The organism is Candidatus Blochmannia sp. SNP, assembly GCF_036549215.1.
GTDB lineage: Bacteria > Pseudomonadota > Gammaproteobacteria > Enterobacterales > Enterobacteriaceae > Blochmanniella.
In genome coordinates, this window is the sequence record NZ_CP144371.1 from 124950 (window position 1) to 151306 (window position 26357).

21 protein-coding genes and 1 tRNA gene are annotated in these 26357 nt (G+C 29.2%); 11 read left to right on the forward strand and 11 right to left on the reverse strand.

The genetic code is table 11. The features are described 5' to 3' along the window. Nucleotides 1-43 precede the first annotated feature (43 nt). From rpmH to mnmE, 4 genes are read left to right on the forward strand one after another with little or no spacing between them, the layout of a single operon-like run. Nucleotides 44-184, forward strand: a complete 141-nt coding sequence (gene rpmH, locus VOI34_RS00525; RefSeq protein WP_250232548.1) for a 50S ribosomal protein L34 — start codon at nt 44-46, stop codon at nt 182-184. 29 nt (nt 185-213) lie between these two features. Continuing rightward, the gene (gene rnpA, locus VOI34_RS00530) at nt 214-561 is read left to right on the forward strand and encodes a ribonuclease P protein component (RefSeq protein ID WP_331828519.1); all 348 of its coding nucleotides are present in this window, start codon (nt 214-216) and stop codon (nt 559-561) included. Continuing rightward, a complete protein-coding gene (gene yidC, locus VOI34_RS00535; protein ID WP_331828520.1) occupies nt 540-2465 on the forward strand; it encodes a membrane protein insertase YidC in 1926 nt (641 codons plus the stop codon). Before rnpA ends, yidC begins: the two co-directional genes overlap by 22 nt. Before the next feature lie 49 nt (nt 2466-2514). After that, nucleotides 2515-3954 (forward strand): tRNA uridine-5-carboxymethylaminomethyl(34) synthesis GTPase MnmE, encoded by a 1440-nt coding sequence (gene mnmE / locus VOI34_RS00540; protein ID WP_331828521.1) that lies wholly within the window; start codon nt 2515-2517, stop codon nt 3952-3954. A gap of 229 nt (nt 3955-4183) precedes the next feature. Here mnmE and glmU read toward each other — a convergent pair whose 3' ends face one another. The 10 genes from glmU to mnmG form a co-directional block, all read right to left on the reverse strand. Then, complete coding sequence (glmU, locus tag VOI34_RS00545; protein ID WP_331828522.1) at nt 4184-5575, reverse strand: bifunctional UDP-N-acetylglucosamine diphosphorylase/glucosamine-1-phosphate N-acetyltransferase GlmU; 1392 nt, start codon at nt 5573-5575, stop codon at nt 4184-4186. A gap of 115 nt (nt 5576-5690) precedes the next feature. Further along, a complete protein-coding gene (locus VOI34_RS00550) occupies nt 5691-6125 on the reverse strand; it encodes a F0F1 ATP synthase subunit epsilon (RefSeq protein ID WP_331828523.1) in 435 nt (144 codons plus the stop codon). Between the two features lie 29 nt (nt 6126-6154). After that, entirely contained in the window at nt 6155-7546 is a 1392-nt protein-coding gene (gene atpD / locus VOI34_RS00555; protein ID WP_331828524.1) for a F0F1 ATP synthase subunit beta, read from the reverse strand. Nucleotides 7547-7575: 29 nt separating this feature from the next. After that, nucleotides 7576-8442 (reverse strand): F0F1 ATP synthase subunit gamma, encoded by an 867-nt coding sequence (gene atpG / locus VOI34_RS00560; protein ID WP_331828525.1) that lies wholly within the window; start codon nt 8440-8442, stop codon nt 7576-7578. Nucleotides 8443-8481: 39 nt separating this feature from the next. Continuing rightward, nucleotides 8482-10023 carry a F0F1 ATP synthase subunit alpha gene (gene atpA, locus VOI34_RS00565; RefSeq protein ID WP_331828526.1) on the reverse strand — a complete coding sequence of 514 codons (1542 nt, stop codon included), beginning with the start codon at nt 10021-10023 and terminating at the stop codon, nt 8482-8484. A gap of 41 nt (nt 10024-10064) precedes the next feature. Next, a complete protein-coding gene (locus VOI34_RS00570) occupies nt 10065-10610 on the reverse strand; it encodes a F0F1 ATP synthase subunit delta (protein WP_331828527.1) in 546 nt (181 codons plus the stop codon). Next, nucleotides 10611-11093 (reverse strand): F0F1 ATP synthase subunit B, encoded by a 483-nt coding sequence (gene atpF, locus VOI34_RS00575; protein ID WP_331828528.1) that lies wholly within the window; start codon nt 11091-11093, stop codon nt 10611-10613. 59 nt (nt 11094-11152) lie between these two features. Next, the gene (gene atpE / locus VOI34_RS00580; RefSeq protein WP_331828529.1) at nt 11153-11392 is read right to left on the reverse strand and encodes a F0F1 ATP synthase subunit C; all 240 of its coding nucleotides are present in this window, start codon (nt 11390-11392) and stop codon (nt 11153-11155) included. Nucleotides 11393-11445: 53 nt separating this feature from the next. Further along, a complete protein-coding gene (atpB, locus tag VOI34_RS00585) occupies nt 11446-12258 on the reverse strand; it encodes a F0F1 ATP synthase subunit A (RefSeq protein WP_331828530.1) in 813 nt (270 codons plus the stop codon). Between the two features lie 634 nt (nt 12259-12892). Then, nucleotides 12893-14791, reverse strand: coding sequence for a tRNA uridine-5-carboxymethylaminomethyl(34) synthesis enzyme MnmG (mnmG, locus tag VOI34_RS00590; RefSeq protein WP_331828531.1), 1899 nt, complete (start codon nt 14789-14791; stop codon nt 12893-12895). 678 nt (nt 14792-15469) lie between these two features. Between mnmG and VOI34_RS00595 the strand changes: the two genes are divergently transcribed. From VOI34_RS00595 to pgi, 3 genes are all read left to right on the forward strand, one after another. Continuing rightward, nucleotides 15470-15543: transfer RNA gene (locus VOI34_RS00595), tRNA-Ile, on the forward strand. 385 nt (nt 15544-15928) lie between these two features. Beyond that, nucleotides 15929-16831 carry a homoserine O-succinyltransferase gene (locus VOI34_RS00600; protein WP_331828532.1) on the forward strand — a complete coding sequence of 301 codons (903 nt, stop codon included), beginning with the start codon at nt 15929-15931 and terminating at the stop codon, nt 16829-16831. 394 nt (nt 16832-17225) lie between these two features. Continuing rightward, on the forward strand, nt 17226-18881 hold the full coding sequence (gene pgi / locus VOI34_RS00605) for a glucose-6-phosphate isomerase (RefSeq protein ID WP_331828533.1): 1656 nt from the start codon (nt 17226-17228) through the stop codon (nt 18879-18881). Between the two features lie 164 nt (nt 18882-19045). Here pgi and rsmD read toward each other — a convergent pair whose 3' ends face one another. Beyond that, nucleotides 19046-19636: a 16S rRNA (guanine(966)-N(2))-methyltransferase RsmD gene (rsmD, locus tag VOI34_RS00610; protein ID WP_331828534.1), complete on the reverse strand. Its 591-nt coding sequence runs from the start codon at nt 19634-19636 to the stop codon at nt 19046-19048. 482 nt (nt 19637-20118) lie between these two features. Between rsmD and ftsY the strand changes: the two genes are divergently transcribed. The 4 genes from ftsY to udp all read left to right on the forward strand — a co-directional run bounded on the left by ftsY (nt 20119) and on the right by udp (nt 26148). Further along, on the forward strand, nt 20119-21051 hold the full coding sequence (ftsY, locus tag VOI34_RS00615; RefSeq protein WP_331828535.1) for a signal recognition particle-docking protein FtsY: 933 nt from the start codon (nt 20119-20121) through the stop codon (nt 21049-21051). 623 nt (nt 21052-21674) lie between these two features. Then, complete coding sequence (gene rpoH / locus VOI34_RS00620; RefSeq protein ID WP_331828536.1) at nt 21675-22523, forward strand: RNA polymerase sigma factor RpoH; 849 nt, start codon at nt 21675-21677, stop codon at nt 22521-22523. Between the two features lie 313 nt (nt 22524-22836). Then, nucleotides 22837-25125 carry a 5-methyltetrahydropteroyltriglutamate--homocysteine S-methyltransferase gene (metE, locus tag VOI34_RS00625; protein WP_331828537.1) on the forward strand — a complete coding sequence of 763 codons (2289 nt, stop codon included), beginning with the start codon at nt 22837-22839 and terminating at the stop codon, nt 25123-25125. 240 nt (nt 25126-25365) lie between these two features. Further along, nucleotides 25366-26148, forward strand: a complete 783-nt coding sequence (gene udp, locus VOI34_RS00630; protein ID WP_331828538.1) for a uridine phosphorylase — start codon at nt 25366-25368, stop codon at nt 26146-26148. The last annotated feature ends 209 nt before the right edge of the window (nt 26149-26357 follow it).

The following is a 26357-nucleotide window of genomic DNA, read 5'->3' on the forward strand; positions in this document are numbered from 1 at the left end:
AAAATTATCTTTTATTACTAAGTAAACATACAAGAATTTAAATATGAAACGCACCTTTCAGCCTTCCATATTAAAACGCAATAGAACACACGGATTTCGGATAAGAATGTCAACAAGACAAGGTCGTCGAGTATTATCAAGACGCAGGTCTAAAGGACGTGTTCGATTGGTTGTATCTGTTTAAATATTATATAAAACTGTTAATGCAACTAAATGAATAGAAAATTTTTACCTAAGCAGGCTCGATTGTTGACTGTAAATGAGTTTTTTTTCGTATTTAAAAACCCAGAACGTATTAAAATAACCGGAATCACTTTATTTAGTAGATCCAACCAACTAGGGCATCCTCGTATCGGGCTAGCTATATCCAAAAAATATGTTAAAAACGCTTACGAACGAAATAGAATCAAAAGACACATGCGCGAAACCTTTCGTATAAACCAGCATAATTTATCATCTAAAGACTTCGTGCTAACTATTAACTCAAAAGAAATTATTCATTTTAAAAATAATACATTAATAAAAGAGCTTGAAAAGTTATGGTGTTGCCATTTTTATTGATAGAAAAAATAATAATATGGTTGATACATGGATATCAGATCAGTGTCAGTCCCATACTAGGCCATCATTGTCGTTTTCAAATAACATGTTCTCAATACGGGGTCGAATCAATACGTAAATTTGGAATACTACAAGGTAGTTGGATGACATGTATTCGCATATTACAATGTCATCCTTTAGCTTTAAATAATAATGAAGATTTTATGTCTTCTTCATATTCACATATTCAGGGCATAATCAACATGGATTCGCAACGTAATTTCTTTGTGATAGCTTTTTTAATTATGTCGTTTATACTGTGGCAAACATGGCAAACGGAATATCATCAAAGAACTAATATTCAAAAAATAGATGTATATAAAAATGCATCCCCGATCATTCATCCTGAAAATAATAACAACACACAATATATACACGATAAAAATCATGTAATTACAGTAAAAACAGATACACTTCTGTTGAAAATAAACACTTGTGGAGGAAATATCGAAGAAGCATATCTAACGAACTATTTAAAAAATTTAAATTCTAAAGAACCCTTCCCCTTATTAAGTACTTCACAAGAATTTATATATCAAACGAATAGCGGACTAATAATTAAAAATACACCAAAACCTTCATTTAACGATAAGGAACTACTATATACTACTGAAACTGATCAAAACATATTTGTTCTACCAAAAAACAAAAATAAATTACAACTAACTTTAGTACACCATGCTAACAATGGTATCACCTATACTAAGAATTATATTTTTAATAGAAACGACTATTCCATACATGTTTATTATACCATAAAAAATATGAGCAATCATCCATTAGTAGTTAAATTGTTTGGAAATTTAGTGCAATCTACACATTATCCTAAATCATATGATGATAACAATAACGGAGATAATTTTCCTCTATATTCTTACCGAGGATCAGTATATTCCACTGATAAACAAAAATATCAAAAATATAGCTTCAAAGATATAAAAAATATGAATTTAAAAATTAATACTTCTAACGGATGGATAGCAATGTCCCAAAAATATTTTGCGACAGCTTGGATCCCTCTTACTCAAGGAGATAACACATTTTATACCACCTATCATAAAAACAATGATATTTCTACTATAGGTTTTCGATCTGATTCAATATGCGTTCCTGTAGGAGGACAAGGAGAATTAAAATCTATATTATGGATAGGACCAAAAATTCAAGAAAAAATGAAAATAACAGCTCCAAATTTGGACTTAGTGATTGACTACGGATGGTTGTGGTTTATTTCTCAACCATTATTTAAATTATTGAGTTTAATTCACAATTATATAGGAAATTGGGGCATATCTATTATCATCATAACACTAATTATACGTCTAATTATGTATCCGCTAACTAAAGCACAATATACTTCTATGGCAAAAATACGTATGCTACAACCTAAATTATTTGCGATACAAGAAGAATACAAACATGACAAATATCAATACCATCAAAAAACTATAGCATTATATAAAGAAGAAAAAGTAAACCCATTAGGGGGGTGTTTACCTCTATTAATTCAAATGCCAATATTCTTAGCCTTGTATTATATGTTATCAGGTTCTGTAGAATTAAGACATGCTAAATTTGGCTTCTGGATCCATGATTTATCTGCTCAAGACCCCTATTATATATTACCAATAATAATGGGAATTACCATGTTTTTTATACAAAAAATGTCACCTACTACTATTACTGACACAATGCAAAAAAAAATGATGACTATCATGTTAATAATTTTTACTATATTTTTTTTATGGTTTCCATCTGGTTTGGTGTTATATTATGTAGTAAGCAATGTAATTACCATTATTCAACAACAAATAATTTATCAAGGATTAGAAAAAAAAGGATTACATAATCAAAAATACTCTTAAATTAATAAGAACATGATTTTTAACAAAAATATATTTTTTATCTCAATGAATGTACTATCAATATAACAAAAAGTTTGTGAATTACATAATTGATACAATAGTGGCAATTTCTACTCCTCCAGGACATGGAGGTATTGGAGTTATACGTATATCTGGAAATTCAGTTCCTGAAATTATTCCTAAATTATTAGGAAAAATACTTGAACCTAGAAAAGCAGAATATTTGCCATTTTTAGATACAGACGGATTCATATTAGAAAAAGTAATAGCCTTATTTTTTCCTGAACCAAATTCTTTTACAGGAGAAAACATACTAGAAATCCATGGACACGGTGGTCAAATGATTTTAGATATATTGTTAGAACGTATTTTAAAAATATCTTCTAATATTCGCATAGCACATCCAGGAGAATTTACCAAACGAGCATTCTTAAATAATAAAATAGATCTCATACAAGCAGAAGCAATCGCTGACATCATTAATGCTTCTTCACATCAAGCTGCAAAATCGGCATCAAATACTCTACAGGGAATATTTTCCCGTCAAATACATACAATTTCAAAAAAAATTACTAATTTACGTACACACATAGAAGCATCTATTGACTTTTCGGAAGAAGCAACTAATGTATTACCATATAATAATGTTAAAAAAAAATTAAAAACCATTATAAATGACATACAACAAATATACGAATCAACCTGTCACGGTGTTTTGTTGCATGAAGGAGTAAAAATAGTAATTGCTGGTAACCCAAATGCAGGAAAATCTAGCTTATTTAATGCATTACTTGGCATGGATAGAGCTATTGTAAGCACAATATCTGGAACTACACGAGATACGTTACATGAATCTATCCAATTAAATGGAATAACATGCCATATTACCGATACTGCTGGATTGAAAAAAAACAGCGATAATGAAATAGAACAAATTGGAATAAAACGTGCATGGAATGAATTACATAACGCAGATCATGTTTTATGGGTAATTGATTCTAACGATGATTCAAATAGAAAATGTAATATTGCATTAGAATATGTAGAAGAAATATTATTTGCTAAAAATAAAAAAATTCCCATCACAATTATTCGCAATAAATCTGATTTAACTAAGGAAAAAATTGGAATCAATAAAATAAATAATTATACGTATATTACACTGTCGGCTTTGTTTGATAATGGAACAGATTTATTGCGAAAACATTTACACGATCATATAAAATACAAAAAACAGAAAAATTATTCTTATAATTTAACTGAAAATCAAGGAAATTACATTGCCCGTAGGCGCCACTTAAATGCTCTTGAAAAAACTTCTAAATATCTTTTATCTGCTCAAGATCAACTATTATCTGTTATGACTATTAATGAACTTTTTGCTGAAGATCTTGGATTAGCGCATAATGAACTAAGTAAAATTTTTGGAAAATTTACTTCTGAGGATTTATTAGAAAAAATTTTTTCCACATTTTGTGTTGGAAAATAATATCATTCATAAAATTTATAAAAAATTAAATAATATTTCATAATATATAAACCTAAAACCATTATTTTTATAGTACACAATAACTTGTGAACCAACAAGAACATCATTATTTCATATTTAAACTAATATACTTTAGCACATAAATATACGATAAAATTAATGTCAAAACATAAAACTATAATAGAATATTTCGTATAATACATAACCCTTAAATAAACAAAAAATAGAATTATTTTTTATTTTTTGATTGTTTCCTCCAATTTAAAATAGAAAACTGTCGTATTCTACTAATAATAGTTTCATCGGCCGATACATCTTGAGTTACTGTAGTCCCAGCTCCAATAGTTGCATTTTTTCCAACAGTTATTGGAGCTACCAACTGACTGTCAGCTCCAATAAAAACACCATCTCCAATAACAGTATGATGTTTTTTAACACCATCGTAATTACAAATAATCGTCCCAGCTCCAATATTCACTTGCGCGCCAATTTCCGCATCACCTAAATAACTAAGATGTCTAACTTTTGATTGTTTACCCAATTGAACATTTTTTATCTCAACAAAATTTCCTACATGACTGTTTTCTTTTAATTCAGTTCCTGGTCTTAATCGAGCAAATGGGCCGATATTACTCTGCATACTTATTTTTGAATTTTCAATTATTGAAAACGGATATATCACTACATCATCTTCAATCACTGTATCTTTCAGTATACAATTTGCTCCTATTCTTACTCTATTCCCTAAAGAAACATCTCCTTCAATAATCACATTTATATCAATATATACATCTCTGCCACATACTAATGTTCCTCTCAAATCAAATCTACCTGGGTCAGATATTGTTACTCCTGATGACAACAAACTTTGTGCTTGTCTTTGTTGATATTGTCTGTCTAAACACACTAAATCTGACTTACTATTTACTCCCATAATTTCGAACGTATCACAAGGATGGACAGTGTGTATAATATAACCTGATTGATGAGCTATCTGAATTATATCTGTTAAATAAAATTCATTATTTGATCTATGAATTGTTAATAGGTCTAACCAACGCTTTAAATTTTTAGAAACAGCTATAAAAATACCAGTATTCACTTCTTTTATTTTTTTATGATCATCATTAATCATATCATCATGTTCTATTACATTAATAACATTGCCTTTTTGGTTTCGTATAATACGTCCATAGCCACTTGGATTAGATAATGTGGCTGTCAGTAAACTTATATCACACTGTGATTTAATAGTATGTAGTCGTTGTAATGTTCTATAGGAAATAAAAGGAACATCGCCATACAAAAAAAGGATTTCTTCTGTATCACTGATGATAGATAATGCTCTCTGCGCAGCATTTCCAGTTCCAACAAGTTCATGTTGCAATATCCAATGTATAGGAACTTTATATTGATCTGTATTAATTTTTTCCATTATTGTTTCGCCTTTATAGCCATATACTACATATACGCACTGAACTCCCACCTGAACTACAGAATCAATTAAATGTTGTAAGATAAATTTTCCACCAATCCGATGTAGTGGCTTTGGTATATCAGATAGCATCCTGGTACCCTTACCAGCAGCAAGAATAATTGCACTAAAACTAACATATGACATAATTTATATATCTCTTTTTTATTTATTAAACAAATTTCTTTACGCAATCATGATATATAATTACGCTTATACACATAAAAATTTTTATATAATATATATTATATTCTAATCTACATTAGATATGCTTATTCTTTTTAGTTAATTCAATCAATCTAAGTTTTGCAATAGCCTTAGATATTTCTGAAGTAATTTTAATGTAATCTACGTCATCATTATAACGTAAGTTTTTAATATGTTTTTCAGCCTCATGTTTCGCTTCTTCAGCTTTTTTTTCATCTAATTCTTCAGCACGAATAGCTGTATCTGCCAATATTGTTACTATATTTTTTTGAACTTCAAGGATGCCTCCAGATATATATATATATTCTTCATCATCACATAATTTTACTATACGTAACACTCCTGGCTTAATCGACGTAAGCAATGGAGCATGACCCGGAAAAATACCCATTTCACCTTCGGTGCCTGATACTTGAATTTTCTGAACTACACCAGAAAATATCTGACTTTCAATAGAAACAACAGTCAAATGATAAGTACTTACGGACATACGAATACCTTACATTTATCAACAAAAGTTTAAAGAGTTTTATTTTTTTCTATAACTTCTTCAATAGTACCTACCATATAAAATGCTTGTTCTGGAATGTGATCATATTTACCTTCTATGATCTCTTTAAATCCTTGGATGGTATCTTTTAAAGAAACATATGCACCAGAAAATCCTGTAAATACTTCAGCAACAAAAAAAGGTTGCGATAAAAACCGTTGAATTTTTCGCGAACGTAACACTATTAATTTATCTTCTTCTGATAATTCATCCATACCCAAAATAGCAATAATATCTTTAAGTTCTTGATAACGTTGTAAGATTAATTTAACACCTCTAGCAACATCATAATGTTCTTGCCCTACAATAAGTGGGTTTAATTGTTGACTATTAGAATCTAATGGATCTACTGCAGGATAAATACCAAGAGCAGCGATTTGACGACTTAAAACTATAGTTGCATCTAAATGAGAAAAAGTAGTAGCAGGAGATGGATCTGTAAGATCATCTGCAGGAACATACACTGCTTGTACGGAAGTAATTGAACCCAAATTTGTAGAAGTAATACGTTCTTGTAAAATACCCATTTCTTCTGATAATGTTGATTGATATCCTACTGCTGATGGAATACGACCTAATAACGCTGATACTTCAGTCCCAGCAAGAGTATAACGATATATATTATCTATAAACAACAATACATCATGTCCTTCATCTCGAAATTTTTCCGCCATAGTAAGACCGGTTAAAGCCACACGTAATCTGTTTCCGGGTGGTTCATTCATTTGACCATATACTAAAGCAACTTTGCTGATAACATGAGAATTTATCATTTCATGATAGAAATCATTACCTTCACGAGTACGTTCTCCAACACCGACAAATACTGAATAACCGGAATATTCTACAGCAATATTACGAATAAGCTCCATCATATTGACAGTCTTGCCAACTCCTGCTCCCCCAAAAAGACCAATTTTGCCCCCTTTAGCAAATGGACACATTAAATCAATCACTTTAATACCAGTTACTAAAAGCTCTTGGCTAGTAGATAATTCAGAATAAAGCGGAGCAGATCTATGAATAGACCGTTTTTCTTTTTCTTTAATCGGCCCTTTCATATCAATTGGTTCACCCAACACATTTACTACACGACCTAAAGTTTCTTTCCCTACTGGAACTTCAATAGAACGTTTTAAATCAATTACTACTAATCCGCGACGTAATCCATCTGTATTTCCCATAGCTATACAGCGTACTACGCCCCCACCTAATTGTTGAGCTACTTCTAATATCAATTTTTTATTAAATCTATCATCAGTACATACTTTAAGCGCATGATATACAGTAGGTACTGCATCTTGCTTAAATCCAACATCAACCACCGCCCCAATAACCTGGATTATTTTTCCAGAATTCATATTAATCACACCTCTAACTATCTTATTATTTACATTACAGAAGATCCTGAAACAACTTCTATTAATTCCTCCGTAATTTTAGTTTGTCTAACCTTATTATAAAATAACTTTAGATCATTAATAATAACTTCTCCATTATCTGAAGCAGTCTTCATTGCCATCATCCTAGCAGATTGTTCACTAGCTAAATTTTCTACTACTCCTTGATATACTTGTGATTCAACATATCGTTGTAATAAACTATTTAATAATGTTTTAGAATCTGGTTCATATAAATAATCCCAATGTTTATTTTTTAATATAACTTTATCTTCAGAAACAATCGGTAAAATCTGCAAAATTTGAGGAACCTGAGATAAAGTATTAACAAATTTATTATATGCTAAATATAATCTATCTACTTTATTTTCATTATATAATTGTAACATCACCCTGACTGAACCAATTAAATCTGACATGTGGGGGATATCCCCAATTCCGCAAATGCAACTAACTATCTTTGTTTGTTTTATACAATGTAAAAAAGAAGCAGCTTTAGACCCAATAACTGCTAATTTAATTGATGTTTCTGTATTATTCCATTTTCTGAAATCACATAATAACATTCTAAATAAATTAATGTTTAACCCACCTGTTAATCCTCTATCCGTTGATACTACCCAATAACCAACAGATTGAATATTTCGCTCTTCAAAATAAGAGTGTTTATATTCTAATGTCCCTAAAGCAATGTGATTAATAACTTTACGTATAGTTTCTGCATACGGTTGGCTTACTAACATACGTTTTTGAGTTTTATGGATTTTAGAAGCAGAAATCATCTCCATAGCTTTAGCAATTTTTTGTATATTTCGAATACTGTCTATCTTGCCTCGTATCTCTTTGGTGCTAGACATGTTTTCTCGTTCTACAATAATAATAATACATTTTTAAATTTACCAGGACTGATTTAATTTGAAGGTTGTAAGAATACTTTTAAATTTTTTTTCAATATTCATATTATATATACCATCATGGTCAATTATTTTCATAAGTTCCTTTTCCTTATAAGTCATATACAATATTAATGCAGATTCAAAATTACTTATCTTTGATACTTCAACATCTTCTAAATAACCATGTATCGCTGCAAACAAAACAATAGATTGACATGAAAGGGACATAGGTGCATATTGTTTTTGTTTTAATAATTCAGTAACTTTTTGACCATGTTTCAATTGTTTTTGTGTAACTTCATCTAATTCTGAAGCAAACTGAGAAAAAGCAGCTAATTCGCGATATTGAGCCAAAGCGGTACGAATTCCACCAGATAATACCTTCATAATATTGGTTTGAGCAGATCCTCCAACTCGAGATACTGAAATGCCTGGATTTACTGCAGGACGAATCCCTGAATTAAATAAATTAGATTCCAAGAAAATCTGTCCGTCAGTAATAGAAATAACATTAGTTGGGATAAACGAAGACACATCTCCTGCTTGAGTTTCAATAATAGGTATTGCAGTCAACGAACCAGTTCTTCCTGTCACCTTCCCATGAGTACATTGCGTAACATAATCAGAGCTAACTCTAGCAGCTCGTTCTAATAAACGAGAATGTAAATAAAATATATCTCCTGGATATGCCTCTCGTCCAGGAGGACGTCGTAATAATAAAGAAATTTGACGATAAGCTATAGCTTGTTTAGAAAGATCATCATATATAATTAAGGCATCTTCTCCATGATCTCTAAAATATTCTCCCATAGCGCATCCAGCATAAGGAGCTAAATATTGTAATACAGCAGACTCAGAAGCAGATGCGAGAACCACGATAGTATTAGCTAATGCATGATGCTGCTCTAATTTTTTTACAACACTAGCCACAGTTGTTGCTTTTTGACCAATAGCAACATAAATACATTTAACTCCGCTATAACGTTGATTAATAATAGTATCAATTGCTAATGCAGATTTTCCAGTTTGTCTGTCCCCTATAATTAATTCACGTTGACCACGCCCAATAGGAACCATAGAATCGACAGATTTATACCCGGTTTGAATTGGTTCATCTATCGATTTTCGATCTATTACACTAGGTGCACTAGCTTCTACCGGAAGATAACAAGAACATTGAATAGTTCCTTTATTATCCACAGGAATACCTAATGTATTTACGACTCTTCCCAATAATTCCGTTCCAACAGGTACTCGTAATATATTACCTGTGCATTTTGCCACCATTCCCTCAGATAAATTTAAATATGAACCCATAACTACCGCACCGACAGAATCACGTTCTAAATTTAATGCTACAGCAAACTGATTGGATGGAAGAGCAATCATTTCGCCTTGCATTATATTTGTTAAACCATGTATATGAATTACACCATCTCCTACAGCAGTAATAGTACCTTCGTTACGAGTCTCATACGTTATATCAAATTGAGCAATACGCCGCCTAATTAATTCACTAATTTCATTTGAATTTAATTGCATAATCTTCTTATTTATACCTAAAGGAATAAAATTAAAAAATATCAAGATTGTAGTATATGATTTAAGCGTAAAATACGTCCACGTATGCTGCCATCAATAATAGTATCTCCAACACGAATAATTATACCAGCTAGAATACTTTTGTCTATTTTATGAACTATGTTTACTTTTTTAGATAAACGCTTAGCCATTACATCAGAAATTTTCTTTAACTGTCTATAGTTTAAAGGAGAAGCAGAAATAATTTCTACTTCTACAGTACCCACATGTATAGCACATAGATTTACAAACTCTTTAAAAACAATTGGTAACAACGGTAATCGATTATTTTCAGCCATAATATAAATCATATTTTTACTAAAAATATCAATTGGTTTTTTTTGATAATCTTCACAAATAGCAATAAACATATTTGATAATTTTTTTGATTCTAAATATCTAAAAAATAAAGATCGTACTAAACTATGCTGACTCATCTTAGAAAACAAATCAAGAATTGATTCCCACTTTTTTATATTTTTATATGCTATAGCTACATTAAATACAGCCACTGCATATGTATGGGCAATTACAACCATACTAGACATTTAATCCTCATATGACAATGTATTAATAATCTTATCTATAAGATTTATATCAACTAATTCATTTATAGAGTGTTCTATAATTTTTTCTGCACTTTCGATTGCAATTTTACTTATTTGCTTTCTTAATTCATCAGTAACACATTTTTTTTCATACAATATCTGTTCTCGTGCTTGGGAAAAAATTCTATTTTGTTCTTTTTCTGCCTCATATTTAGCTTCATCAATTATTTGTATTTTGCATTTATTTGCTTGTTGTATAATATCTTGAGCTTTAACTCGAGCCTGTGTCAAACAAAGCAAGGCTTTAGCATGAGCACGTTCAGATTCAATTTTAGCATGATTAGCAGAAGTTAAGTTATCAGAAATTTCTTTTTGACGTTTTTCAATAATAGACATAAATGGAGACCATACATATTTCATACAAAACCAAACAAATAAAATAAATGAAATAGATTGACCTAATATTGTTGCATTAATATTCACAGTACCAATCTCAGCCTCTAATAATCAATAGAAAATAATATGTGTATAAATTTTAATTGTTACACCGCAGAAAACATTACATATAAACCAAGACCTACTGTAATCATAGGTATTGCATCAACTAATCCCATAACAATAAAAAATTGAGTACGAAGAATAGGAATAAGATCTGGCTGACGCGCGGCGCCTTCTAAAAATTTACTACCCAAAATACCAATACCAATGGCTGCTCCAATTGATGCTAATCCCATCATTATTGCCGCAGCAATATACAACATATCAAAATTTAAATGTTCCATAAAAACCTCCTATCTACAATCTTCTGTGCCATAAATAATTTATACTATCTATTTCAACACGGATCATGAGCTGTAGACAAATAAATCACCGTCAATACCATAAAAATAAAAGCTTGTAATATAATAATTACAATATGAAAAATAGCCCAAGGCAAGCTTAACGCCCACTGACCCCACCATGGTAACAAACCAGATATTAAAATAAAAATCAACTCCCCAGAATACATATTGCCAAACAATCTAAGACTAAGCGATACTGGTTTAGATAATAAACTAATAGTTTCAAGAATCAAATTCACAGGAATCCATACTGGATGATTAAATGGATGACATATTAATCCTTTAATACATCCACGGATGCCATTAGTATAAATGTTATAATATACAATAAGTATAAACACATTCAAAGCTATTGAAGAAGTTATATTTATATCAGCAGACGGCACAACACGTAAGAACGGTAATCCCAATGTAAGTTGAGCTACATAAGGTAATAAATCTATAGGAAATAAATCCATAGCATTCATTAAGCAAACCCAAACAAAAATAGTCATAGATAACGGCGCGATTAATTTGTTTTTACCATGAAAAATATCTTTTACATTACTATCAACAAACAATATTATCAGTTCTATAAACATTTGTATTTTTGTAGGAACACCACAAGTTGCCATTTTAGCAACACGACCAACAATCAACAAAAATAAAATGGCTAGTAGCGTCGCAAAAAATATTGAATCTACATTCAACACCCAAAAAGAGGAAGTATTTTCCGTGTCCATCCATAAAAAGGTATTTAAATTAAGTTGTAGATGATACAAATGATGCCCAATATATTCCTGAGAAGTGTTTTTTATTTCTAACATAAACCACCTTTCAAAAACATTATTTACTATATATCAGAAAAACTTTATAATTCACTTATCTAGTATTAATTATATCTTGTAATATACAATCAATTATAACAATACATAAACACACCAAATATAATCTTATAAGATATTTACCAGTATTTTAAATAAAATATCTAAATTAAATTTTTATACGGGATTAAACGTCAATACAAAACCACAAACACCAGCTATTTAAATAAATCCATAACCATCACATCACAGCACAGCGAAATCAGTTATACACAATACTTATTAAATTAATTAACCTTATATAATAATAAACTGTATACATATTAAAAAAGACAAATATCAAATAATATAACTCTTCCATTAACAAATATTAATATAAAGATATATTTACTATAAATTAAAAAACGAACACCTTCTATTAAACTAAATAAATCTCAACATAATCTTCTTTCTTTTTAAATAATCTAAATATAGTCAAATTAACCCAAACTATATATACAAATATCATCATTCCAGAAAATAATTTATAAAAACATATATTGTTATTTTTACCTAATCACTATACGCTAGAAATATTAAATATCTATAATTTATAAGTAGTACTCGTATTGATATACGTTATCATCATTTAATATCACTAACATACTCTATGACCCAATAAACCTTTTTTTTTCAACCAAACTAACAAATTAGAAATAGCTGCAGGAGTTATACCAGAAATTCTAGAAGCTTGTCCAATCGAATAAGGTTTATAATCATTAAGTTTATCAATTACTTCTTTAGATAATCCAGAAACAATATTAAAATCTATATCGGTTGGTAGTAATGTATGCTCGTTACAAATATTCCTCTCTATTTCCTCTTGTTGATGACGAATATAACCTTCATATTTTATTTGAATTTCAATTTGTTCAAATACCTGCCGATCCAACACAAACGAACTAAAAACTTTTAATTTAGATAAATTTGCATAATTAATTTCCGGTCTTCTTAATAATTCTTCACCATTGACTTCATATATTAAAGGTGTCTTAAGGAAATTATTCAACTGTTTAGCATCTGTACTATATGGAAAAATGTAAGTATTACGTAATCTTTGACGTTCTTTTTCAATACTTTCTTTTTTTAAACAAAAACTTTTCCAACGTAACTCATCTACTAAACCCAGTTGTCGCGCAATTGCAGTTAATCTTAAATCAGCGTTATCCTCTCGTAAAGACAAACGATATTCAGCACGTGATGTAAACATACGATAAGGCTCTTTTGTTCCATGCGTACATAAATCATCTACAAGTACTCCTAAGTATGCTTGATCTCTTCTAGGATACCATCCTTCTTTATTTTGAGAGAATCTAGCAGCGTTTATTCCTGCTAACAGCCCTTGAGCAGCTGCCTCTTCATAACCAGTAGTACCATTAATCTGTCCAGAAAAAAACAAACCAGAAATAAATTTACTTTCTAATGTTAACTTTAAATCACGAGGATCAAAAAAATCATATTCAATTGCATACCCCGGTCTTATTATATGAGCATTTTCTAATCCTTGAATTGATTTAATTATTTGTATTTGCACATAAAACGGCAAACTAGTAGAAATACCATTAAGGTATATCTCAGGCGTTGTTAACCCTTCAGGTTCCAAGAAAATTTGATGAGCATTACGATCTGAAAAACGCGTTACCTTATCTTCTATAGATGGACAATAACGAGGTGAAATCCCTTTTATTAATCCTGTGTACATAGGACTCTGATTTAGATTTGATCTAACTATTTCATGTGTTTTATCATTGGTATATGTAATATAACAAGGAACTTGTTTAGGATGTTGTTTTTTAGATCCTATAAATGAAAATACAGGAACAGGATTATCACTATATTGTGCTTGTAAGGAATCAAAGTTTATCCCTTTACTATGTACACGAGGAGAAGTGCCTGTTTTTAAACGACCGACTCTTAAAGAGAATTCTTTTAATCGTTTAGATAATAATGAGGACGATTCTACATCTCCAGCACGACCGCCTCTGGAGTTATTCATTCCAATATGCATTTTACCATTAAGAAATGTCCCTGTCGTCAATACAATGGATGTAGCATTAACTTTCATTCCTATTTTTGGAATAAAAACTCCGACAATTTTATTTTTATTAATTATTAAATCTTCTACTGACGCCTGAATAATTAGCAAAAAATCTTGATATTCAAGAGTATTACGTATTACTTGACGATATAACATTTTATCTGCTTGCGCTCGGGTTCCTCTAACAGCAGCTCCTTTGCTTTTGTTAAGTATTCTAAATTGAATGCCTGCTTTATCTATAGCACGTGCCATCACTCCACCCATTGAGTCAATTTCTTTTACTAAATGTCCTTTTCCTACACCACCAATAGCTGGATTACAAGACATCTGCCCAAGTGTATCGATATTATGTGTAATTAATAAAGTATTGCATTTCATCCTAGCAGAAGCTAACGCCGCCTCTGTTCCGGCATGCCCTCCTCCAACAACAATAACATCAAAGTGAGTCGAATAAAACATACATTAACCTCATCATACAAACAATACCTATTTCATTAAAATAATTTCATATTAACAAACATTTTTCAATTGTACGCAACTATCCAAGTACTTACGCAAGAACGGAACAATAATAAATCACATCCATATTTGTACTATAAATGCACACATTACAATATGATAATCCTTTATTCCATAAAATAGATTACCAATAACACTGGTATATAATCTTTTGCTTATTCAAAAGACATCGTTATAATGATTGTATTTAAAAGGATTAAAAAATTCAACTACAAAGAACAGATTAATTATTATTTACACAAAAACTGAAGCGGTATTGTTGTTTGGTGATTACATAATAATTACTTTAATTATGGAATGTATTACACAGACAATTAAATTTTACAATATTAATGATTAGTATCACATATATTTTAAAAATAAAAATTGAAGAATTACTATGATTTGACAATTTTTTGATTAATATGTAAATATATAGAAATTCTTGAATCAATATTCCTAATTATGCTATTATAATGAAAGTAGTTTGTACTATATAAATAATCAATCTATATTTTACCACTTACTATATTAGTGATAATATACAGTTTTAATAATAACGATATTAATGTAATACGCATTATATTGTTGTAATTAGGGTGATAAAATCATACAGAGGTGGTGCGTGCTATATATTACAGGCTTGTAGCTCAGGTGGTTAGAGCGCACCCCTGATAAGGGTGAGGACGGTGGTTCAATTCCACTCAGGCCTATTATTATTAATATGTTATTTCCTCAGGCCTTTATTTTTTATTAAAGAGAATACGGAAATATTAATTTAGTATACAAACAGATCTGATAATATCGATAATATTGATTTTTCATTTTATATATAATAGCATCCATCAATATTAATTCTAATTTTTAATTTAACTATATGCATAGTCGTACCTACTGACACAAAATCAACTGTTTTTAAGTATAATTTAATATCTGTATTCTATACGTATACGTTAAAAATTTTTAATTTTTGTGAAAACTTGTTTTATTTTTACGACGAATGATAAAAAATTGTAGTATGTGTATATAGGCGAGAGTAATAATAAACCATATAAAATTAAATAAATTTTGCACATATATATCAAAGGTTGTGACACTATGCCAGTTCGGGTATTAGACGAATTGCCTGCGGTAAAATTTTTGCAGAACGAAGATGTTTTTATTATGCAAAAATCCCAAAATATTTTTAAAGAACTCCATTCTTTAAAAATATTAATTCTTAATTTAATGCCAAAAAAAGTTGAAACAGAAAACCAATTCTTACGATTATTATCAAATTCTCCTTTACAAATTGATGTCCAACTATTACGCATAGACGACCGCATCCCTAAAAATACACCTGTTGAACATTTAAATAATTTTTATTGTAGTTTTACAGATATTCAACATCAAAATTTTGATGGGTTAATTATAACTGGAGCTCCTCTAGGATTAATTGATTTTACAGATATAACTTTTTGGCCACAAATCAAGCAATTATTATTATGGGCAAAAGAGCATATTACTTCAATATTATTTGTTTGTTGGGCAACACAAGCGGCTTTAAAGATATTGTACAATTTTCCTAAATTTATTCGAAAAAAAAAACTAGTAGGAATCTACCAACATAACACTATAAATTCTCATGCACTTTTAACAAAAGGATTTGATGAAATATTTGCAGCACCTCATTCTCGTTATTCAGATTTCCCAAAAAATTTAATTTATCAAAACACAGATTTAGAAATCTTAGCAGAATCTGATGAAGCCGGCGTATATTTACTTGTTAGTAAAGATAAACGTTTGATATTTGTTACGGGTCATCCAGAATACGATGCACTGACTCTATCTCAAGAATATTATAGAGATATAAAATCAGGACTAAATCCAACATTACCAGATCATTACTTTCCCCAAAATAACCCTAATTTAATTCCTAAAATAAATTGGAGAAGTCATGCATATTTATTATTTTCCAACTGGTTAAATCATTATGTATATAAAATATCACAAAATGTTTAATTTTGTTTAAATAAAATGAATAAAAATTCGTATTTTTAACTATTTATTTTACAAGGGCTAGGTTTTCAATTATCAATCATACTTGATAAATCATAATTAATACGTATGTATTCTTTATGCGCATAATCTTATTAAGAAGATATTATAAAAAATATAATTCAATTAAGTATAAATAAATGCATATAAATTTGATTTAAAATAAATAATTATTCAATATGCTTTAGTCTCCATAATCATAAATTTTAATTATATTGATATGTATTAAAAATATGATATGATCATTTTTATTATGTTACTTATAACGTAATCACTTTAATAGACAATATTCAACTGAAAATTGATTTTAGACTTCTATTCCATTTACTTATTTTTAAAATAAAATGCGAAATAAATCATGAAAAACATCAATCCTACTCATACACAGGCTTGGAAGCATCTAAAACGACATTTTTATGACATACAAAATACATCAATTAATGATTTATTTAATCAAGATAAATATAGATTTACACATTTCTCTAAGACATTTAATAATGAAATTTTAGTTGATTATTCAAAAAACTTAATTACAAATGAAACCATTATTAAGCTGATATCTTTAGCTGTAGAATGTGATCTTATAGGGGCTATCTCAGATATGTTTCACGGTGAAAAAATTAATTATAGTGAGAATCGTGCTGTGTTACATATAGCTTTAAGAAACAGAGAAAATACGCCCATTTTAGTAAATGGATTGGATGTAATGCCACAAATAAATGCAGTCTTAGAAAAAATGAAAAAATTTTGTAATCGTATTATTCAAGGTAATTGGACAGGATATACAAATAAAATAATCACAGACATTGTTAATATAGGAATTGGGGGTTCCAATCTCGGCCCTTATATGGTAACTGAAGCATTAAAACCATATAAAAATCATCTAAATCTGCATTTTATTTCTAATATAGATGGAACTCATATTTTTGAAACATTAAAATGTTTGAATCCAGAAAATACGTTATTTATAATAGCATCAAAAACTTTTACCACCCAAGAGACTATGACTAATGCACGTAGTGCACGTAGTTGGTTTTGTCAAGCTACCTCTAATAAAAAACATATATCTAAACATTTTATAGCATTATCCACAAATGCTATTGAGGTTTGTAAATTCGGTATTGATCCATCAGAAAACATGTTTAAATTTTGGGATTGGGTAGGTGGCCGTTATTCGTTATGGTCATCCATTGGTTTATCTATAATGCTATCGTTGGGAGTTAATAATTTTGAATTATTATTAACTGGAGCCCATGCTATGGATTTGCATTTTTATCACACACCCCTAGATAAAAACCTACCGGTAATTTTAGCACTCATTGGTATTTGGTACAATAATTTCTTTCAAGTCGAAACCGAAGCAATTTTTGTTTATGATCAGTATATGCATCGTTTTACAACATATTTACAGCAAGTAAATATGGAATCTAATGGAAAATATATAGATCGCAATGGATACCCTGTTACATATCAGACTGGTCCTATTATATGGGGAGAACCTGGAACTAATGGACAACATTCATTTTATCAACTACTTCATCAAGGAACTAAAATGATTCCATGTGATTTTATAGCCCCAGTAATAAGTCATAATCCTATATCTGATCATCATGAAAAATTAATATCAAATTTTATTGCTCAAACTCAAGCATTAGCTTTTGGCAACACACATCAAAAAGTATTACAAGAACCTAAAATATCTAACAAACATTATATATCCCAACAACATGCAGTTCCGTTTCAAATATGCAAAGGAAATAACCCCAGTAATTCCATTTTAGTTAAAAAAATTACTCCTTATACTTTAGGGGCTTTAATTGCTTTATATGAACATAAAATATTCACACAAGGTGTTATCTTCAATATTTATACCTTTGATCAATGGGGAGTAGAACTAGGAAAAGAACTGGCTAACAATATTTTATCAGAATTAAAATGCGAAAGTATCACTTCTAACAACTATGATAGCTCAACTCATGGTTTAATTAATTATTACAAATCCTGGAGTGATTAACATCATTCTTTCATTACAAAGCCACCTATTTATTCACTACTTGCATATATGCAACAAACCAATTACAATAAAAAGACTATGTATAATTATTGTTAAATAGACATACTTTATTCCAACTTTAAGTAGTATTTAATTTAGTTTTTATACTTATATATATATCAATTTTACGATTTTCTTATAAAGAGATAACATATAATATTTTGAGTAATCTTTTTTCGATATAAAAACCAATAACTAGGGATCACATTAATATTAAAAATATTCTTATTTTTTGAAGTTTCTATGTAAATCCAAGATTCTTTTTTAAAAAGATTATACCGTTCTAACAAACAAATAACCTCAGGTATAACGTTATCTTGAAAGGGAGGATCTAAAAAAATTATATCATAAGCATCAATTGACCGTCGTAACCAAGAACGACAATCAGTATATATGACCTCACTATTGTACGCTAAAAAAGATTGCACAATTGTCGTCAATGCTGTAATGCAAATATATCTATTATCTAAAAAAGTTACTTTATTAGCTCCTCTAGACAATGATTCTAAACCCAATGCACCACTTCCAGCAAAACAATCTAAACAAATAGCACCAGAAATAATAGGATTAAGCCAACCAAATAACATTTCACGTATACGATTAGTAGTTGGACGCACATTAGCACACCGAATAATAGGTATTTTACGCCCTTTCCACTTGCCTCCAATAATTCTAACCTTCCCAATAGCACTTAATCGCAGTTTATTTTTATACATATACTGCATCTCTTCTTACACGATAAAATAAGTAACTCATAATAATTTTAATTCTCTAATATAAAAACATCCACTATTAGAAACAATGTTAACTTTTATATTCCTCCGATAAAATCTGATTGTTTATACATGAACTCACATATTGTACACACTATAAAAATTATAGATTGGATCTATAATTATAATGTACAATAACTTAATATTTTCATATGCTCACTATGCTTGGTTTGTTATGTTATTAGTTAATCATATGTAATACTTACAATTAATCAATGATAAACGTATGCAAGCAATGGAAATATATTTGAGTCTTATAAAAAGGACTATAGACAATAAATTATTTTATCCAAATAAAATAATTTATTGTTGTTCCTCATAATAAGACAATATATTTAACATCATTGATTAATTGTAAGTATTACATATGAAAATATAAAAAATTAACATTTAATATATTGATAATAGCGACGAGGTCAATACACATGAATTCTGAACATAATTTGTTTAACAGACTAAAACAGAGTTTATTAAATACTCGAAAAAAATTAGGTGATAACATAATAAAGTTGGTTCGTAACAAAAATATTGATATCGATATATTAAATGATATTGAAAATAAATTATTGGTTGCAGATATAAGTATGCAAACTACTCAAAAAATTATTAATAACTTGAAAAATTATATTAGCCTTCATGCTAATTGCAATAACAAATCTTTTTATGATTCATTACGTAATGAGATATTAAATATACTTATATCTATCGATAAACCATTACTTATACAGAAAAAAAAACCATTTATCATATTAATGGTAGGAGTTAATGGAGTTGGAAAAACTACTACTATTGGAAAATTAGCATATTACTACCGATTAAAAAATAAAACTGTAATGTTAGCGGCAGGAGATACCTGTAGAGTAGCAGCAACAGATCAGTTAGAAATTATAGGAAAACGTAGCGGTTGTGTTGCAGTAATAAAAAATAATACTACTGCCGATCCTGCCTCAGTAATTTTTGATGCTGTTAAAATAGCTCAAATGAAACTTATTGATCTGCTTATTATAGACACTGCGGGTAGATTACAAAATAAAATCCATGCAATGGAAGAATTAAAAAAAATTATTAGAGTTATAAAAAAAATTGATATAGAAGCACCTCATGAAACTATATTAGTTCTTGATGCTAATATCGGACAAAACTCTATCAACCAAGTGCGTATGTTCAATAACGCAATTAAAGTCACAGGAATAATTATGACCAAATTGGATGGTAGTGCTAAAGGAGGTGTTATCTTGTCTATTGCTGATCAATGTCCTATTCCAATACGATATATTGGAATAGGACAAAATATCGACGACTTTCAACCATTTGAACCACACAATTTTGTTGAAGCTATTTTTAAAAAACAAACCTAATGATAAAATACTGTACCTAAATTACATGAGCATTTATTTAAAATAAAATATTTATATTAAACAATAAAAATTTCTTTATAGATAATTACTACAAAATAATATTATTAACATCTATGATATTTTTGTGGATGTTTTTAAACATTATTAAATTTAAAAAAATAAAATATTAGTTACAGTTGATTTAAATCAAAGCTTTACGTATACTGGGGTATGAATAAGGAAATAAAAATTAAATTACAAAGGTTATTATACTCGCAATAATTGTATAAATAAATCTGCTAATATATATATATAGAATTTTTACCCAAAAAAGCATACACATTATCAACGATGTTAACTTAAAATTTACATTCCTTACCACGATTAACTATAGACCATCTAGTATCATTAGAAACAATATTTATTTATCGATGATAATAACAAATGACTTTATGCTTTGTGATGTTTTAATTCCATTAAACTGATAGCGCAATTAAATAATGGTTCTATTACAAATGTGTTATGCTATCTATTGATAGATACTCCTTTTAATATAACAGAATTATTTTATACTTAGTTTCATACATATCTCGTACGGGCATGATATAATCATCTGAATACATGCGATCATGGTAGGAGAATAAATGCCTAAAAATATTCAAAATAGCGTGACTTTAGTTCCTCAAGGAACTTTAGAAGCATATATAAGAGCAGCTAATTCTTATGCTCTGCTTACTTCGGAAGAAGAGCAAGCATTAGCTAAGCGATTATATTATCATGGAGATTTAGAATCAGCAAAAAAACTTATTGTATCGCATTTAAGATTCGTCATTCATGTTGCTCGTAATTATTCCGGCTATGGGCTACCACAAGCTGATTTAATACAAGAAGGTAATATTGGTTTGATGAAAGCTGTACGTCGGTTTAATCCGGAATTAGACGTTCGTTTAGTATCATTTGCTGTACACTGGATTAAATCAGAAATCCATGAATATGTTCTAAAAAACTGGCGTATTGTAAAAATAGCTACTACTAAAGCACAACGTAAACTATTTTTTAATTTAAGAAAAACTAAACAACGTTTAGGTTGGTTTAATGCAGGAGAAATAGAAATAGTTGCAAAAGCACTAAACGTAACTAGCAAAGATGTACGTGAAATGGAATCTCGTATGGCGGCACAAGATATGACTTTTGAGCAATCTTCAGATGAAGATAATCGAGGAATAATAGCGCCTATACTATATTTACAAGATAAAATCATCACTTCTAATGAAGAAAATGAATGGATTGATCAAGTTAGTGATAAATTGAACACAGCTATAAATACTCTGGATAAACGCAGTCAACATATTATTCGTGCACGATGGCTAAACGTAGATAACAATAAAAGTACATTACAAGAATTAGCTAATCAATACGGTGTTTCTGCTGAACGAGTACGTCAATTAGAAAAAAATGCCATGAAGAAAATGAAATTAATAATACAGAACTAATTAATTTTTTATAAATACTATTTATAAAAACATAAACTATTAAACATATATTTATAAAATTTTAGTTACTTGACTACATACATAGTCATTTGATACTATTTTCATAGATGAAAAGATTAAAATAATTTAATATTATATATTATACTTAGTAGCTAATTGTGCATACTATATGTAATCAAGTATCGCTTTCTTAATATTAATTTAATAGTCATTAGAGTAACTGTTGATATCAACAACGGTTTTTAAAAATATTTTTTTTATTTTCATTCTTGCACTCACTTTATATAACTAAAGACAAACCATGGAGTAAATTATGACAATTGTTGGTCATACATTAGGATTTCCTCGTATTGGCTTACATAGAGAACTAAAATACGCTCTAGAAAATTATTGGAACGGAAAAATACAAGAAGATAAATTATTAGAAATAGGTCGCACATTGCGCATGCGACATTGGAAACAACAGAAAGATTCTGGTATAGATTGGATCCCAGTAGGTGATTTTGCATGGTATGATCATGTTTTAACTACCAGTTTAATGCTTAATAATATTCCAAATAGACATCGCTCTTTCCAAGAAAGGCTTACTTTAAATACGCTATTTAAAGTAAGCCGAGGTTATTCTTTGAATAAAAAGCTGATACCTCCTTCAGAAATGAAAAAATGGTTCAATACAAATTATCACTATATAGTACCTGAATTTATTGAAACTCAAGAATTTAAATTAAATTGGACTCAATTATTTGATGAAATAGATGAAGCTTTATCACTAAAATATAAAATAAAACCAATACTACTTGGTCCAATTAGTTATCTTTGGTTAGGAAAAGTAAAAGGGAAAAAATTTAATCGATTATCATTATTACCTGCTTTATTATCAGTATATCAAGATATATTGACCATTTTTCAAAAAAAAAACATTGATTGGGTACAAATTGACGAACCCATATTAGTTTTAGAGCTTCCATCAAAATGGTTAGAAGCATATTTAAATGTATATGAACAACTTCATGGTAAAATTAAATTATTACTAACTACTTATTTCGACAGCATATATCATCAACTAAATATCATCAGACAACTTAAAGTAGATGGTCTACATGTAGATCTAGTTTCTAGCCCTGATAATGTATCTTTAATTCACGAACAATTACCAAAAAATTGGATATTATCAGCAGGAGTAATTAATGGACGTAATATATGGAAAACTAATCTGCATAGTTGGTTCAAAAAACTCTCCCCTTTAGTCGGAGAGCGTAAAATATGGATAGGATCTTCTTGTTCCTTATTACACAGCCCTATTGATCTAAATATGGAAAAAAAATTAGATAAACATATCACAGAATGGTTTGCTTTTGCATTACAAAAATGTTCTGAAATAAAAATGTTATGCACTGCTTTAAATTATAAAAATAAAAATGACTCGACATATGAAGACATACTTAATCAATATTATATTGCCAACAATTTAAGATCTCACTCTACTACAGTTCATAATATACAAGTTAAAAAAAGACTCAAACATATTAATAAAATTCCACACTCTCGATACTCTCCATACACAACACGAGTTATATTGCAGCATAAAAAGTTTAATTTACCGTTATTTCCAACAACTACTATCGGTTCATTTCCTCAAACTGAAGAAATTCGTCAACTTCGTTCAAACTTTAAAAATAACCAAATCGATGAAAAAGATTATTGCGTTGGTATTAAAAATTATATTAAACAAATCATTGCGGAACAAGAAAAATTAGATTTGGACGTTTTAGTTCACGGAGAACCAGAAAGAAATGATATGGTGGAATACTTTGGAGAAAACTTAAATGGATTTATATTTACTCAAAATGGATGGGTACAAAGTTATGGTTCTCGTTGTGTGAAACCTCCAGTAATTATTGGAGATATTAGTCGTTCAAAACCCATTACTACAAAATGGATAAATTATGCTCAATCATTAACTAACAAACCAATAAAAGGTATATTAACTGGACCTGTGACTATCATGTCTTGGTCATTCCTACGTGAAGATATACAACGTAAAATAATAGCGTTGCAATTAGCGTTATCAATACGCGATGAAGTAATAGATTTAGAAAAATCTGGAATTCGAATAATACAAATTGATGAACCAGCTTTACGAGAAGGATTACCTTTAAAGAATTCTAATCAAAAAAAATATCTAGAATGGGCAGTTAATGTATTTAAGATAACTGCATCATCAGTAAAAGATGATACCCAGATTCACACTCATATGTGCTATTCTGAATTTAGTGATATTATTCATGCAATTATAAAATTAGACGCAGACGTAATCAGTATAGAAGCATCTAGGTCAGACGAAAAAATATTAGAAACCATACAACATGTAGCAATAAACTTAAATGCAATTGGTCCAGGTATATATGATATTCATTCTATAAATGAACCAACTCAGAATGATCTTATTGAAAAAATTAATCAATTATTAAAATATATTCCAAAAAATCGTTTATGGATCAATCCTGATTGCGGATTAAAAACAAGATCATGGCCTGAAATTAAACGATCATTAGATAACATGGTATCTGCAGTAAAAATATTACGCAAACAGTACTCATGAATTATAACTAATTATTTTTAATGATTTCATAATAAACATCGCAATAAGATTACTAAATCTGTTATATTACTGTAAAATAAATCTATGAAATTTTTATTTAAAAAATAATCATTAAAAAAATTTTAATTTATATTACTTATATTCTTAAAAATTTAAAAACTTTAAAAAAATCATAATCAATTTTTAAAACTATACAAAAAAATTTGAAATCACTCTCAACATAGTTAAGTAATACATTCTATGTCTATAACTAACGTATTTCATTTAGGTTTAAAAACCAGTGATCTTCAAGGCGCAACTTTAGCTATTCTTCCAGGAGATCCTAACAGAGTTAAAAAAATTGCATCGCTTATGCATAATCCAAAATATATTTCTAGCTATCGAGAATTTACCACTTGGTCTGCAAGAATTAATGAAAATACAATAATCATTTGTTCTACAGGGATAGGCGGTCCATCCACTTCTATTGTAGTAGAAGAATTATCCCAATTAGGAATACGTACATTCTTACGCGTAGGCACTGCGGGTGCTATCCAAAAATATATAAAAATAGGCGATATATTAATAGTCACTGCTGCTGTCCGTTGTGATGGAGCCAGTCAACACTTTGCTCCGTTAGAATTCCCAGCAACGGCAGACTTATCATGTAGTGTGGCATTAATTAAAGCTGCTAAAAAAATTGGTATTAAATCGCACCATGGTGTGACTGTGTCTTCAGATACATTTTATCCCGGACAAGAAAGAAAAGATACATATTCTGGCCTAATTATTAAAAAGTTACGTGGTTCTATGGAAGAATGGAAAAATATGGGAGTTATGAGTTACGAAATGGAATCTGCAACACTGTTAACTATGTGCTTGACTCAAGGACTGAGGGCAGGAGTTGTAACGGGTATTATCGTAAATCGCACACAACAAGAAGCCCCAAATATTATTTGGATACACAATGCTGAATACATGGCGATTAAAGTTGTAATAGAAGGCGCTCGCATTCTTCTTAACAAAGAAGATAACTGCATATAGTTAATTTGTTTGATAATATTAACTATCAATTGTTATTATTATTATTATTTAAATTTTTGATTTAATTTATTATGACATAATTTAATTGATTTTAAAAATTATTATAAACATACTGTTTTTAAAAATACTTTCATATGAAAAATGTTTTAACATGATTAAAAATCATGCATTTTGAAACATAATATAACATTAAGCAATTCAGATTTCTT